Below are 12,280 nucleotides of genomic sequence, written 5' to 3' on the forward strand. Positions count from 1 at the left end.
ACGACAGTTGACCGACCGTCAGGCGGCGATGAGTTCCCGCAGGTCGATGCCGTCGCGGTGCAGGGCGCGCAGGTCCTCGTGCAGGTCGGACGGCGGGACGACCAGCACGCCGCCGCGGGCGTGGTCGAGGCAGTAGCGGGCGACCGAGCCGCGCAGCAGTCGGCGCAGCCGTCCGCGCATCGAGCCGTGCCGGCCGGCGCTGATCACCAGCAGGTCACCGGGCCGGTCGGCCATGGCGGTCAGCACCGGCCCGGCCTCGCCGCGCATGACCAGGGGCTGGACCGGCAGGCCGATCGGCAGGCCGCCGAAGGCCTGTCCGAGCGCGCTCTCCAGCCGGGCCTCGGCGGCGTCCCGCCAGGCGCGGAGCAGCGGCGGGCAGGGGCGGGCGCGGTAGTTGCGCTCGCCGCCGACCGGGGTCCAGGCGAGCACCGGGACCAGCACGGCCCGCCGGGCCCGGGCCTCCTCCGCCGCCCGATGCAGGGCGGTGAGGCTGTGCAGTGAGCCGCTTACTCCGACGATGACGCGCGCGTCGCCCGACATGATCCTTCGCTTTCCGATGCCAAACCGATTCAGTGTCTGTGATTATGTTGCCACGAGCGCGACAGGGCCTGCAAATCAAAGGCATTCACTGAATATCGCCTTGAATCAGTCGGAAGCTGCGATGACCGGCCCTCAGCCCCCCGGCCCCCGGGGCGCGACCTCCTGGAGCAGCCCCCAGGTGAAGTCGGCCGTCCAGGAACGCACCACCCCGTCCGCGTCCGACGCCTCGAAGTCCAGCCGGAACCGGGTCGGCGCACTCCCCTCCCGCGCCACGGCCCCCGGGAAGGCCGCCCCCACATCGCCCACCACACAGCTCCACGGCACCAGGTCGGCCACGGTGCACAGCGCGGGCGGCGGGGCGTCGCCCGCCCGGACCAGCCACTCGTTCAGCACCGGCGCACCGATCTCCGCCGGGCCGAGCAGCACCTCGAAGCGCAGCCCGGGCCAGAGCGGCAGCACCCACTGCCGCGCGGTGCACGCGAGGTCCCCGATCCGGCGCGGCAGGCTCTCCCCCGCCGGCCCGAGCACGGCGGCGTACCGGGCGGCACCGCGCGGGAACCGGGGCGCCCGGACCATCGCCTGCCAGCGCTTGTTCGCCTCCCGCATTTCGGCACGGGTGGCGCCGAGCCGCCGCACCGCCTCCTCGACCAGCTCGGGGTGGTAGTCGGCCATCCGGCGCAGCAGGAAGAGCTGGAACTCGGTGACCCCGAACCCGTTGATCGCCATACCGGCAGGCTAGTCCCCGCACCCATGTTCGAGCATCTGTTCGATTCACGGCGTAGGCTGAACCCATGCACGGCACCGTCCACCTCCAGCCCTCGCTGTTCGAAGAAGCCGCCGACCTCCGGCTCGGCCCGCTCGACGGCATGCAGCGCCTGGTGCTCGGCGACGGTGCCTGGCTGGACGTGCTGCCCGGCTGGCTGCGCGGGGCGGACCAGCTGTTCGAACAGCTGGCCGCGACCGTGCCCTGGCGGGCCGAGCGGCGCGAGATGTACGAGCGGACGGTCGACGTCCCCCGGCTGCTCGCCTCCTACGCCGCGGACGACGAGCCGCCGCACCCCGTCCTCGGCGAGGCCCGGACGACGCTGAGCCGCCACTACGCGCCCGAGCTGGGCGAACCCTTCCGCACCCTCGGGCTCTGCTACTACCGGGACGGCCGGGACAGCGTGGCCTGGCACGGCGACCGGATCGGGCGCGGCGCCCGCGAGGACACCATGGTGGCGATCCTCTCCGTCGGCGAGCCGCGCGTCCTCGCCCTGCGGCCGCGCTCCGGCGGGGCGGCGGTCGTCCGCCGACCGCTCGGCCACGGGGACCTCGTGGTGATGGGCGGCTCCTGCCAGCGCACCTGGGAGCACGCGATCCCGAAGACCGCCCGCCCGGTCGGCCCGCGGATCAGCATCCAGTTCCGTCCCCGCGGGGTCGCCTGAACCGTCCGTTCACCCGCCCACCCGTCTTGCCACCCACCCGTCGGGAGCCCAGGCTGACGGGTGGGGGTCGAGGGCCCAGGAGGGCGGCATGGCGAAGGCGGTGAAGTACCACGAGGGCGTCCCGTGCTGGATCGTCCTGACCACCCCGGACCTCGCCCGCGCGGAGCGCTTCTACGGCGCGCTGTTCGGCTGGGAGTTCGTCCCGACCGGCCCCGCCGAAGCGGTCGCCACCCGGTACGGCGCACAGGTCGCGGCGATCACGTCCGGGCCACCGGGCGCCGCGATCACCGCCGCCCAGCAGACCACCCCGCAGCCCGCCGCCTGGACCACCTGCCTCGCCTCCCGCGACCTGAACCGCACCGCCGCCGCCGTCCGGGCCGCCGGCGGCCGGATCGTCCGCGAGCCGTACCAGGTGCCCGACCAGGGCCGGGCCGCGCTCGCCGTCGACCCGCTCGGCGCGCCCTTCGGCCTCTGGCAGGGCGGCGACGTCGACGGCGCCGGACTGGTGAACGAGCCCGGCACCCTCACCTGGAACGAGCACCTCTCCCCAGACCCGGACGCCGCCCGCGCCTTCTACCGCCAGGTCTTCGAGTACGGCTACGACCGCCCGAGGGCGGGCCACACCCTCGCCCGGGTGGCCGGCCTACCCGCCTGCAGCATCGGCCCCGCCGACCCACCCGGCGCCACCCCCGGCTGGCGCACCCACTTCGGAACGGCCGACACCGACCGCGCCACCGCCGACCTGCGCGCCCTCGGCGGCACCGTCCGCACCGGCCCCGGACCGACCCCCTTCGGCCGCGTGGCGCTGGTCCGGGACGACGCCGGAGCCGAGTTCGTCCTGGTCGCCGTCCCACCCGAGGAGTCGGCGGAGGCCGCCTGAGCCGACTGTCCGTCACGGCCGCTACGGTGACCCCATGAGTTCCTTCCTGACCACCTACCTGACCTGTGTCGAGGACAAGCACACCCTGGCCGGCTGCGCCGACGATTCCGTACTCGACGAGCTCCTCAGGTACTTCGGCGCCAACCTGGACCGCGCCGACCGGGAGTTCGCCGACCAGATCGCGGACGGCGCCCCCACCGCCCGCGAGGCGCTGCGCGCGGTGGTGTACGGCGGGCCATTCGACGAGCAGCACGCCTTCCAGTACGGCTACGCGTACGAGCGCCTGTGCAGGACGGACGCGACCGCCCTGGACAACCGCTCCTTCGGTCCCTTCCGCGGCCTGTGGCTGGACGAGGTCGACAAGGGCCTGCGCGCGTACGGCGTCACCGCCGTCTCGGTCTCGGACTTCCAGTACGGCAGCGGCTTCCCCACCGCCCTTCCCTACTGCGCCGAACTGTCCTGCGGCGAGTGGTCGCCCGAGCAGTGCGCGGAGGCGCTCCGGCAGTTCGAGCTCGCCGAACACGAGGTCCGTGCACCCGAGTTGGTCCGCGAGGTGGCCGAGGCCGTCGACGAGGTCGCCGGATGGCTGCGCGCGGCGCGGGAGTTCGAGGACTACGGGATCATCGGCTTCGTCTCCTGAACGGCCTCCGGCCCCCGAGCCGCCCCCGGCCGGCTGCAGCTCCCGGATGACCGCCGCCCGGGTCCGTGCCCTCGGTCCGGTGGTCGCCCGGGTCGGCCTGCGGATCTCCCGCGAACTCGGCTCCGACCGCCAGCCGTCCTGACGCCGCCCGTCACCGGCCCGGAAACGCGAACGGGGCCCGGCACCCGTGAAGGCGCCGGACCCCGTCCGACCGTGGAGCGCCAGGCCCGGATCGCACGGACTCTTCCCACTGAAAGTGGGACGTGCTCTGGTAGCACCGCTGACGCCTGACGAGAGATCATCTCCCCCGCGACAGGAAGTACAGTACCAGCTCCGTGATCACCCACCGAATCGGAGGCGAACCCGGCATGACGAGCACCCGACCGGAGGCCGTTCCGTACGCGGACGGACGGCTGCTGGACGTCCACCGACCGAGCGCCGCCACCCCCGGGCCCGCCCCGGTCGTGCTGCTCTGGCACGGCTCCGGCCCCGACGAGCGCGACGTGCTGCACACGCTCGCCCAGGAGGCCGCCGGGCTGGGCCTGTTGGTGCTCGTCCCGGACTGGCGCCCCGACCGGGAGGACGGCGGCCGCGCCGACCTGCTCGCCTCGCTCGCCTTCGCCCGCCGCAACGCCGCCGCGTACGGCGGGGATCCGGCGCGCTTCGTGCTGGCCGGCTGGTCGCTCGGCGGCCGGGAGGCCATAGCGGTGGCCACCCACCCGGACACCCCGGCCGAGCTGCGCCCCACCGCCGCCGTCGGCATCGCCTCCGCCTACGGCCGCCCGGCCGCCACCACCGGCGACAGCCCGCTCGACCACCTCGCCAAGGGCCCGTCCCCGGTCCCGATCCGGCTGGTGCTGGGCACGGCGGACGAGGTGGTGCCCGCGGAGCTCACCCACCAACTGCTCGCCGTGGTGCCGACCGCCGAGCTGCTCGAACTCCCCACCGATCACGCCGGCGTGGTGATGACCACCTACAGTCCCGAGGCCCGCCGCTGCCTGCCCGCCACCGACCCCGCCACCCTGGCCGCCGGTCGCCGGACCGCCGCCCTCCTGGCCCGGACGGCCGGGATCCTGCCGTAGGAGTGTCACAGCCGACTGGCACCATCGCCGTCATGGACGAGGACGCCCTGATCGAACGGGTCCGGCAGTACGTCGGCCCAGCCGTGCCACCACCGGTCACCGCCGGACAACTCGCCGCCGCCGAGGCCGCGATCGGCTACCGGCTGCCCCCGCTGTTCGCCCGGCTCTACCGCGAGGTGGGCGACGGCGGGTACGGCCCGGACCGCCACCTCTTCTGGCCGCTGCACCGGATCGTGGCGGGCGGCCCGGGCTGGCCGTACGGCGTGCTGGAGTTCCTGGACTGGGGTTGCGGGATGGCCGGCGCCCTCGACTGTCTGGATCCGGACGCGCCCGTCCTGCTGGTCGACTCCAACGACGAGACGGACCCGCTGCGGGCCGATTCCCCCTCACTCGCCCGCTGGTTGACCGCCTGGCTGGACGGACGCGCCTGGTGGGAGGAGGAGGTCATGCTGGCGGGCGAGGGTGAGATGCTCCCGCCCTGGCCCGCTGCCGCCGCCCGCATCGCGCGCCAACGGCCTTGAACGGAGGGTCAGTTACCGGCGACCAGCGCGCGGAGCCCGTAGCCGCGCCGCAGCGCCTCGAGGTCCCGTTGCAGCGGCGGGCGCGGCACGGTGAGCACCGGACAGGTCGCGTGCCGGACGCAGTGGGCGGTGATCGACGGCCGGATCAGCCGGGAGAGGCGGCCCCGCTCCCGGCCCGCGCCGAGCACCAGGACGTCGCCCGGCCGGTCCGCGCAGCGCAGCAGGGTGTGGCCGGTCTCCCCGCGCACGGCCTGGCCGCGCAGCCGAACTCCCGTGTGGCGCCCGGCGAATGCCTGGTCCAGCGCCTGCCGCAGCCGGGTGACGGCGGCGTCGCGGCAGACGTCGACCACCGGCGGGGAGACCGTGCGGCGCCCCCCGGACTCCTCCCCCGGCGGGGTCCAGCACAGCACCGCGAGCACCTCGGCGTCCGTCCGCCGGGCCTCGGCGACCGCGTGGTGCAGGGCGGCGAGGCTGCCGAGCGAGCCGCTGACACCGACCACGATCCGGCCCTCGCCCGCGCCCTTGTCGGCGCCCGCGCCCGGGTAAGCGCCCGTATCCGCCATGGCCCGCCCTGCCTCTCCGTCCACGCCTTCGAAGTCCGCGGCGCCGAAGCCGCGCCGCCGAAGCCTGCGGGACCGCAGTCCGCCGCACCGCACCGACCCGCGCCGTGCCCCCAGCAAAGCGGCGCGGCACCCGCACCGCCCCGCCCGTTGACGCGGTCCTGACGCGCCTCCCGGTGTCCCGTACGCGACCCTGATGCGCCCGAGCCGGCTCAGGCCTCCGGCGCCTGCGCCTCCCACAGGTCGGCGAACATCCGGTCCAGGTGCTCCTCGCCGATCGGCGGCACCGGCAGCGGATGGGTGGCCCGGGTGCGGAAGCCGTCGAGCAGCAGAGCGAGGTAGCGGCGCCAGAGGTCGGGGCGCAACTCGGTGGCGGCGGGCAGGGCGCGGCAGAGCGGGCCGAGCAGGAAGAGCAGGTCCATGGTGACCACGTCGCGCCGCATCGTGCCCTGTTCCTGGGCGCGGGCGATGAGGGCGCCGACGGTGGTGGCGTGCCCGCGGCTGATCTCGAGCATGCCGGGGATGGTCGGGATGGCCTGGGTGACCAGGTCGTTGATGCCCCGGTCGGCGGCGACGAGTTCGAAGATCCGCTCGAAGTAGCGTTCCAGGCCGGTCCAGGCGTCCTCGGCGGCGAGCGCCTCCCGTCCGGCCTCGGCCAGACCGGCTCCGGCGTCCGCGAAGACCTCGGCGATCAGCGCCTCGCGGGTCGGGAAGTGCCGGTAGAGGGTGGCGTTGCCGACGCCGGCCCCCTTGGCGATCTGGTCCAGCGGGACGTCGAGGCCGTGCCGGGAGAACATCTCGCGGGCCGCGGCGACCAGCAGATCGCGGTTGCGCTGCGCGTCGCGCCGGAGGCGTCCCGGGGGGTTCGCGCTGCTCTGTGCCATGCGCAGACCCTAGCAACCCGCGTGGCCCCGGCGGGCGTCGCCGCCGGGGCCACGGTCGTACCGGCGGACGTCAGCAGGTCTGGTCGATGAGGGAGAAAGTGGCGTAGTGGTCGCCGGTGTAGTAGTCCTCCTGGTCCTGCTGGCCGGTCACGATCCGGCGGGCGCCGCGGGTCGGGGCACCCGGCGTGATGACGGTGTACTCGTGGTAGTACCCGTAGGACTGACTGGGCAGCACGCTCTCTCTGTTCGTGAAGACCACGCCGTCCTGCGAGTACGGGAACGGCCCGTCCGAGGCGATCAGGTTGAGGGTGTCGGTGGCCTCCGGCGGAAGCGCGGACAGGCACACGGTGCCGCTCACGTCGGCGTGTGCGTCGGTGGCGACGGCGACGGGAGCGAGGGTCAGCAGGGCGACGGCGGTGATGGCGGCAGCGCGGGACTTCCACGCGCGTAGAGTGCGAGTCATGCCCCAAGTCTGGCGAGCCACCGACAACTCCGGAAGGCCTCCGTCAACTTTTTACCTGCGGGTAACTTCCCTTTCCCGCTTGCGACTTGAGCTGTACGTGGGCCATCGGTGACGCACCGTCGGGCGGCCCACGAACCACCCGAGCCATCCATGGGTCGACTGCCGTCGAACAACCGTGAGCCCCGCTGTCGGGCTCCTCACACCTTCACAGCACTCCCACAGCGGCCCGCCCGCGCCGCATAGAGTGACGGATCGGGTCGGACCGGAACGATCTCTGACGGGGTGGACATGGACGCGGGCGCGGGTACGAGCAGGGATTCGGGCGTCGGTGCCGCCGTCGGCAAGGGCGCGGCGCTGACCGCCCACCAGCTGATCGGGCTGCTGGTCGACCCGGACGGCTTCCACAGCTGGGACGAGCCGCCGTCCGCACCGCCCACCGATCCCGACTACCGCGCCTCGCTCGACCGGGCCCGCGACCGCACCGGCCTCGACGAGGCCGTGCTCACCGGCCTCGGTCTGATCGACGGACGGCCGGTCGCCCTGGTCGCGTCCGAGTTCGGCTTCCTCGGCGGCTCGATCGGCGTCGCCACCGCCGAGCGGATCACCCGGGCCGTCGAGCGCGCCACTGCCGAGCGGCTCCCGCTGCTCGCCCTGCCGGTCTCCGGCGGCACCAGGATGCAGGAGGGCTCGGCCGCCTTCCTCTGCATGCTCCGCATCACCGCCGCCGTCCAGGCCCACCGCGCGGCCGGCCTCCCCTACCTCACCTACCTGCGCAACCCGACCATGGGCGGAGTCTTCGCCTCCTGGGGCACCCTCGGCCAGCTGGTCTTCGCCGAGCCGGGCGCCCGGCTCGGCTTCCTCGGCCCGCGGGTGTACGAGGAACTGCGCGGCGTGGAGCTGCCGGCGGACGTCCAGCGGGCCGAGACCCTGGCCGGGCGCGGACTGGTGGACGCCGTGGTGCCGCCGCAGGAGCTGCGCGAACTGCTCCGCCGCACGCTCGTCGTCCTCGGCACGACCGCGCCCCCTCCTCGGGGAGCCGCTCCTTCTCATCGGGCCGCCCCTTCTTACAGGGGAGTCGCTCCTCACAGCGGAGCCACTCCGTCCGACCGGCCCGCCGACCGGCCCGCCCCGCACCCCGACGCCTGGGACTCCGTCCGCCGCACCCGCCGCCCCGACCGCCCCGGCACCCGCGAGCTGCTGCGCCGAACCACCGAGGAGCTGGTACTGCTGGACGCGCCCGGCGGCCGTGACGGCGCGCTGGTCCGGGCGCTCGCCGTGCTCGGCGGCCGTCCCGTCCTGGTCGTCGGCCAGCAGCGGCAGACCCCGGAGCACGAGCGCCCCTTCACCGCCGCCGACCTGCGGGCCGTCCGGCGCACCGCGCGGCTGGCCGAGCAGCTCGGCCTGCCACTGGTCACCGTGGTGGACACCGCCGGGGCCGAGCTGTCCGCCCAGGCCGAGCTGGACGGGATCGCGGTGGAGATCGCGCACTGTCTGACCACCCTGCTCGCGCTGCGCACACCCGTCCTCGCCGTTCTGCTCGGCCAGGGCTCCGGCGGCGGCGCGCTGGCGCTGCTCCCGGCCGACCGGGTGCTCGCCGCCGGACACGCCTGGCTGGCCCCGCTGCCGCCGGAGGGCGCCTCGGCGATCGTGCACCGGGACGGCGCGCACGCCGCCGAGCTGGCCCGGGCCCAGGGGATCGGCGCCCACGACCTGGCCGCGGTCGGACTGGTGGACGAGGTGGTTCCGGAGCTGCCGGACGCCGCCGAGGAGCCGGAGGCCTTCTGCGCACGCCTGGAAACGGCGATCGCCGCGGCACTCGGTGAACTGTCGGTCACCGACGAGGCGGACCGACTGACCGCCCGAACGGTCCGGCACCGACTCCTCGGCGACCTCCGGTGAGCATCGGCACGCAGACCGTAGCCGGATTCTGTGGCGCCGGGCACAGATCGTCTGTACCCAAAGTGCTGCGACCGGACCGTCGGGTGACCGCACCGGCTCCCAAACGGTGAGTGCGCTCACAGGCGATTCGCGGCTACGACGAGCGGTAGCGGCGGCCCCGGAGGCCGCCCCCGCGGCCCGCACTCACCCACCCGACCGACATTCGCCCAGCCCAGAGGCCCCGTGCGCACCTCGCTCGGGTGACCCTTCGATTGCATGGTCACATCACGGGTACGAGGGCGCGTCGTAACAAGGGGGTCTTGGCGGGGGCCGATCCGGTCTGCCAACAATGACTCTCGTCGTCAGCCGCACCGGCCTCCTGTCCCGCCGGTCGACGGCTTACCGCCGAGTCGCGCTCCACAACCGCAAGGGCCCCTGTCCGGCCCGTGGTCCCGGGTGGGGCGCGACTCGGCCCAACCCGATTGAGGTCCTGTTCTACATGCCCGCTTTCAAGCTCCGTATGCGCACTTCCGCCGCGATTCTCGCCGGCGCCGCCGGCCTGACCGCCCTGGGTGCCGCCGTGGTCCCCGCCACCGCGAACGCCGCCACCCTCTCCCCGAAGGCCATCGCCGCCCAGATCGTCCCGGCGAACCAGCTGGCCTCGTTCAGCCAGATCATCTCGCACGAGTCCAGCTGGAACGTGACCGCGACCAACCCGAGCTCGGGCTCCTACGGGCTGGGCCAGGCGCTGCCGGCCTCCAAGATGGCCTCCGCGGGTCCCGACTGGAGGACCAACCCGCGCACCCAGATCAAGTGGGCGCTGGACTACATGAACACCCGCTACGGCAGCCCGAACGCCGCCTGGGCCTTCTGGCAGACCCACCACTGGTACTAAGCCGACCGACCACCGGCGTACCGGCTTCCACTCGTCTCCTGACCATTTCCCCCTCACCCCGGGGGTCGGACAGGGATCACCGGGGTGACCCGACAGGGCCCGGGCCCGCGCGAACCGCGTGGCCCGGGCCCTGTCCTGGTTTCCCGGCCTTCCCGGTCCTGGTCCTATCGACAAGTCCGCTCCACGGGTTCCTCCCCGGGCTCCCTCGGGTTCCCCCGGGTTCCTCCGGGTTCCTCCGGGTTCCTCCGGGTTCCCCCGGGTTCCTCCGGGTTCCTCCGGGTTCCTCCGCGGTTCAGGAGTCCCCGGTGAGCCCCAGCAGTTCCCGCATCCGCGCGTACTTGGCGGCCAGCCGCTCGGCGGTCGCCGGGTCCAGCGCGGCCAGCCGGGCCGGGTCGGAGTTGTGCGCCAGGTCGGCGCGTTTGACCAGCAGCGCGCCGGGCGTGGCCAGGATGCGCGCGGTGTACGCCTCGACCGGCTCGTCCGGCCGCCGGGTGAGCGCGTCGACGATCGCCTTGGTCGCCTCCGGAAGCGCCGCTCGGGCCAGCCACTCCCGGCTCAGCCGGCCGTCCTCGACGGTGTCGTGCAACCAGCCCGCCGCGATCTGCGCCTCGCTGCCGCCGCGGGCCGCCGTCCCGCGGGCGACCGCGGCGATGTGCTCGCCGTACGGGTGGCCGTTCTTGTCCACCTGCCCCTGGTGCGCGCGGCGCGCGATGGCCTCCACCTCGGACAGGCTCAGGTACTGGTCCTCCATCGGCTCATCGTAGGCCCGTTCGCCGGGGCACCGGTCCAGGGCCTCGTTGGTGGGCCCGTTGATCAACTCCTCGACGCCCACTGGTTTACTGCCCCAGGGGGGGTCTCGGCGGTCTCGGTGGTCCGGTGCCCTCGGGCGGGCGACACCCGCCGCACCCGGCAGACCCGTCCGAGCGACCCGAGGAACCATGCCCGCCCTCCATCCGCTGCTGTCCGCCTTCGCCCCGATCTGGGCCCTCACCGCCGTCGGCTACGTCGTCGCCCGCGCCGGGTTGCTCGGACCGCAGGCGGAGATGGTGCTGACCCGCTACGTCTTCCACGTCGCGATGCCGGCCGCACTCTTCCTGATGATCGCCCGCACTCCGCTGGGGCACTTCGCCAACCCGTCGATGCTCGCCTTCGTGGCCGGCGCCGCCGCCGCGACCGGCCTCGGGCTGCTCGTCGGGCGCCTGGTCTTCCGCCGCAAGCGCGGCGAACTGGCGATCGGCGCGATGGCCGCCGGTTACGTCAACTCGGCCAACCTCGGCATCCCGGTGACCATGCAGGTCGTCGGCGACGCCTCCTTCGTCGGACCGGTGGTCCTGTTCCAGATCCTGCTGGTCACCCCGGCCGTACTGGCCGTCCTGGACAGCGGCGCGGCCGGCCGCCGGGCCCTGCTCACCCTGCCGCTGCGCAACCCGATCCTGCTCGCCACCGCGCTGGGCGCCCTCGCCTCCGCGACCGGACTGCGCCTGCCCGCCGAACTCCACCGCTCCGCCGAACTGCTCGGCGGCGCCGGGGTGCCGACCGCCCTGGTCGCCCTCGGCATGTCGCTGCGCAACCGCCCGCCCGCCGACGGCCTCTCACGCCGTGCCGAGGTCGGGCTGACCGTCGCGATCAAGACCCTGGTCCAGCCGCTCTTCACCCTGGTCGTGGCCGGCCCGGTGCTCCACCTGCCCACCCACCAGCTGCTCACCGTGGTGCTCTTCTCCGCCCTGCCGACGGCCCAGAACGTCTACACCTACGCCCGCGAGTACGGGCAGGGCACCGACCTCGCCCGGGACACGGTGCTCTGGTCGACGCTGGCGTCGATGGTGACCCTGTCCGTGATCGCCTGGGGGCTCGGGCCCGCGTAGCGCCCCGCCCCGCCGGCCCGCCCTCTCACTTCGTCCTCACTCCTCCTCACCCCGTCCGGGGCTCCATCCGGGACTCCGTCCGGGCGGCGGCCACCACGGAGGTCATCGCCTCCAGGAAGCGCCGGGCCGTCGCCAGCTCGGCCGGGTCGAACCGGCCCATCGCCACGACCAGGTCCCCGATCAGCCCGCCGAAGAACCCCTGCCCCAGCTCCATCGCCCGCTCCTCCACCACCAGCCGGACCCTCCGCCGGTCCCCCGGATCGCGCTCACGGCGGATCAGCCCGAGCCGCTCCAGCCGGTCCACCAGACCGGTGGTACCGGCCGAGTTCAGCCGCAGCGCCTCCCCGAGCCGGCCCGGGGTGACCACCTCCCCGGCCCGGGCGGCGTCGAGCAGGTGGATCAGCGCCCGGAGATCGGTCGGGTGCAGACCGCTGCGGGCCGCGAACTCGGCCCCGAACAGATCGAGTTCGACCGTCAGACCGCGCAGCAGGTGGACCAGCCGCATCGGCTCCTCAACCTCGGGCACCCTCTCGTCCTTCCTCGGGCACGTGTGTGCCATTATTCTCTCGTTCAGCGAGATACTTGTTCAACGAGCGATTTGTCGAGCGTTCCAACGAGCGCTCCAACCCGCGATTCAACGCCTGA

At 74.1% G+C, this 12,280-nt stretch carries 15 protein-coding genes; 8 read left to right on the top strand and 7 right to left on the bottom strand.

Annotation, left to right across the window (positions count from 1 at the left end):
• Positions 1-18: 18 nt before the first annotated feature.
• Complete coding sequence (locus ACWCYO_RS11975) at positions 19-540, bottom strand: universal stress protein (protein WP_270141686.1); 522 nt, start codon at positions 538-540, stop codon at positions 19-21.
• A 132-nt stretch (positions 541-672) separates the two neighbouring features.
• The gene (locus ACWCYO_RS11980; protein ID WP_449784158.1) at positions 673-1,266 is read right to left on the bottom strand and encodes a hypothetical protein; all 594 of its coding nucleotides are present in this window, start codon (positions 1,264-1,266) and stop codon (positions 673-675) included.
• Positions 1,267-1,331: 65 nt separating this feature from the next.
• Between ACWCYO_RS11980 and ACWCYO_RS11985 the strand changes: the two genes are divergently transcribed.
• From ACWCYO_RS11985 to ACWCYO_RS12005, 5 genes are all read left to right on the top strand, one after another.
• Positions 1,332-1,967 (top strand): alpha-ketoglutarate-dependent dioxygenase AlkB, encoded by a 636-nt coding sequence (locus tag ACWCYO_RS11985; protein ID WP_449784159.1) that lies wholly within the window; start codon positions 1,332-1,334, stop codon positions 1,965-1,967.
• 88 nt (positions 1,968-2,055) lie between these two features.
• Positions 2,056-2,847: a VOC family protein gene (locus ACWCYO_RS11990; RefSeq protein ID WP_449784160.1), complete on the top strand. Its 792-nt coding sequence runs from the start codon at positions 2,056-2,058 to the stop codon at positions 2,845-2,847.
• Positions 2,848-2,881: 34 nt separating this feature from the next.
• Positions 2,882-3,487 (top strand): DUF7691 family protein, encoded by a 606-nt coding sequence (locus ACWCYO_RS11995; protein ID WP_449784161.1) that lies wholly within the window; start codon positions 2,882-2,884, stop codon positions 3,485-3,487.
• Between the two features lie 368 nt (positions 3,488-3,855).
• Positions 3,856-4,569: an alpha/beta hydrolase gene (locus ACWCYO_RS12000; protein WP_449784162.1), complete on the top strand. Its 714-nt coding sequence runs from the start codon at positions 3,856-3,858 to the stop codon at positions 4,567-4,569.
• A 32-nt stretch (positions 4,570-4,601) separates the two neighbouring features.
• A complete protein-coding gene (locus ACWCYO_RS12005) occupies positions 4,602-5,090 on the top strand; it encodes a hypothetical protein (RefSeq protein ID WP_270141698.1) in 489 nt (162 codons plus the stop codon).
• Between the two features lie 8 nt (positions 5,091-5,098).
• Here the strand turns inward: ACWCYO_RS12005 and ACWCYO_RS12010 are convergent, their stop codons facing one another.
• From ACWCYO_RS12010 to ACWCYO_RS12020, 3 genes are all read right to left on the bottom strand, one after another.
• Complete coding sequence (locus ACWCYO_RS12010; RefSeq protein ID WP_270141700.1) at positions 5,099-5,653, bottom strand: universal stress protein; 555 nt, start codon at positions 5,651-5,653, stop codon at positions 5,099-5,101.
• A 209-nt stretch (positions 5,654-5,862) separates the two neighbouring features.
• Positions 5,863-6,534: a TetR/AcrR family transcriptional regulator gene (locus ACWCYO_RS12015; RefSeq protein WP_449784163.1), complete on the bottom strand. Its 672-nt coding sequence runs from the start codon at positions 6,532-6,534 to the stop codon at positions 5,863-5,865.
• A gap of 70 nt (positions 6,535-6,604) precedes the next feature.
• Positions 6,605-6,997: a ribonuclease gene (locus ACWCYO_RS12020; RefSeq protein ID WP_270141703.1), complete on the bottom strand. Its 393-nt coding sequence runs from the start codon at positions 6,995-6,997 to the stop codon at positions 6,605-6,607.
• A 288-nt stretch (positions 6,998-7,285) separates the two neighbouring features.
• On the opposite strand from ACWCYO_RS12020, the gene ACWCYO_RS12025 reads away from it, so the two are divergent.
• Positions 7,286-8,896 carry a carboxyl transferase domain-containing protein gene (locus ACWCYO_RS12025; RefSeq protein ID WP_449784199.1) on the top strand — a complete coding sequence of 537 codons (1,611 nt, stop codon included), beginning with the start codon at positions 7,286-7,288 and terminating at the stop codon, positions 8,894-8,896.
• 499 nt (positions 8,897-9,395) lie between these two features.
• A complete protein-coding gene (locus ACWCYO_RS12030; RefSeq protein ID WP_449784164.1) occupies positions 9,396-9,770 on the top strand; it encodes an aggregation-promoting factor C-terminal-like domain-containing protein in 375 nt (124 codons plus the stop codon).
• Between the two features lie 292 nt (positions 9,771-10,062).
• On the opposite strand, the gene ACWCYO_RS12035 is transcribed toward ACWCYO_RS12030, so the two are convergent.
• Complete coding sequence (locus ACWCYO_RS12035) at positions 10,063-10,521, bottom strand: HD domain-containing protein (RefSeq protein WP_270141707.1); 459 nt, start codon at positions 10,519-10,521, stop codon at positions 10,063-10,065.
• 187 nt (positions 10,522-10,708) lie between these two features.
• Here ACWCYO_RS12035 and ACWCYO_RS12040 point away from each other — a divergent pair, with 187 nt between their 5' ends.
• A complete protein-coding gene (locus ACWCYO_RS12040) occupies positions 10,709-11,635 on the top strand; it encodes an AEC family transporter (protein WP_449784165.1) in 927 nt (308 codons plus the stop codon).
• A gap of 46 nt (positions 11,636-11,681) precedes the next feature.
• Here ACWCYO_RS12040 and ACWCYO_RS12045 read toward each other — a convergent pair whose 3' ends face one another.
• Positions 11,682-12,140 (bottom strand): MarR family winged helix-turn-helix transcriptional regulator, encoded by a 459-nt coding sequence (locus ACWCYO_RS12045; protein WP_270150804.1) that lies wholly within the window; start codon positions 12,138-12,140, stop codon positions 11,682-11,684.
• Positions 12,141-12,280: the final 140 nt, after the last annotated feature.

This window comes from Kitasatospora sp. NPDC001683 (genome assembly GCF_053596495.1).

What these genes read in the sequence shown, in the direction of transcription:
- ACWCYO_RS12000 (WP_449784162.1), top strand. Translation starts at nt 3,856, where the DNA reads ATGACGAGCACCCGACCGGAGGCCGTTCCGTACGCGGACGGACGGCTG.
- ACWCYO_RS12015 (WP_449784163.1), bottom strand. Translation starts at nt 6,534, where the DNA reads ATGGCACAGAGCAGCGCGAACCCCCCGGGACGCCTCCGGCGCGACGCG.
- ACWCYO_RS11980 (WP_449784158.1), bottom strand. Translation starts at nt 1,266, where the DNA reads ATGGCGATCAACGGGTTCGGGGTCACCGAGTTCCAGCTCTTCCTGCTG.
- ACWCYO_RS12030 (WP_449784164.1), top strand. Translation starts at nt 9,396, where the DNA reads ATGCGCACTTCCGCCGCGATTCTCGCCGGCGCCGCCGGCCTGACCGCC.
- ACWCYO_RS12035 (WP_270141707.1), bottom strand. Translation starts at nt 10,521, where the DNA reads ATGGAGGACCAGTACCTGAGCCTGTCCGAGGTGGAGGCCATCGCGCGC.
- ACWCYO_RS11990 (WP_449784160.1), top strand. Translation starts at nt 2,056, where the DNA reads ATGGCGAAGGCGGTGAAGTACCACGAGGGCGTCCCGTGCTGGATCGTC.
- ACWCYO_RS12040 (WP_449784165.1), top strand. Translation starts at nt 10,709, where the DNA reads ATGCCCGCCCTCCATCCGCTGCTGTCCGCCTTCGCCCCGATCTGGGCC.
- ACWCYO_RS12010 (WP_270141700.1), bottom strand. Translation starts at nt 5,653, where the DNA reads ATGGCGGATACGGGCGCTTACCCGGGCGCGGGCGCCGACAAGGGCGCG.
- ACWCYO_RS12045 (WP_270150804.1), bottom strand. Translation starts at nt 12,140, where the DNA reads ATGCGGCTGGTCCACCTGCTGCGCGGTCTGACGGTCGAACTCGATCTG.
- ACWCYO_RS11985 (WP_449784159.1), top strand. Translation starts at nt 1,332, where the DNA reads ATGCACGGCACCGTCCACCTCCAGCCCTCGCTGTTCGAAGAAGCCGCC.
- ACWCYO_RS12005 (WP_270141698.1), top strand. Translation starts at nt 4,602, where the DNA reads ATGGACGAGGACGCCCTGATCGAACGGGTCCGGCAGTACGTCGGCCCA.
- ACWCYO_RS12020 (WP_270141703.1), bottom strand. Translation starts at nt 6,997, where the DNA reads ATGACTCGCACTCTACGCGCGTGGAAGTCCCGCGCTGCCGCCATCACC.
- ACWCYO_RS12025 (WP_449784199.1), top strand. Translation starts at nt 7,286, where the DNA reads ATGGACGCGGGCGCGGGTACGAGCAGGGATTCGGGCGTCGGTGCCGCC.
- ACWCYO_RS11975 (WP_270141686.1), bottom strand. Translation starts at nt 540, where the DNA reads ATGTCGGGCGACGCGCGCGTCATCGTCGGAGTAAGCGGCTCACTGCAC.
- ACWCYO_RS11995 (WP_449784161.1), top strand. Translation starts at nt 2,882, where the DNA reads ATGAGTTCCTTCCTGACCACCTACCTGACCTGTGTCGAGGACAAGCAC.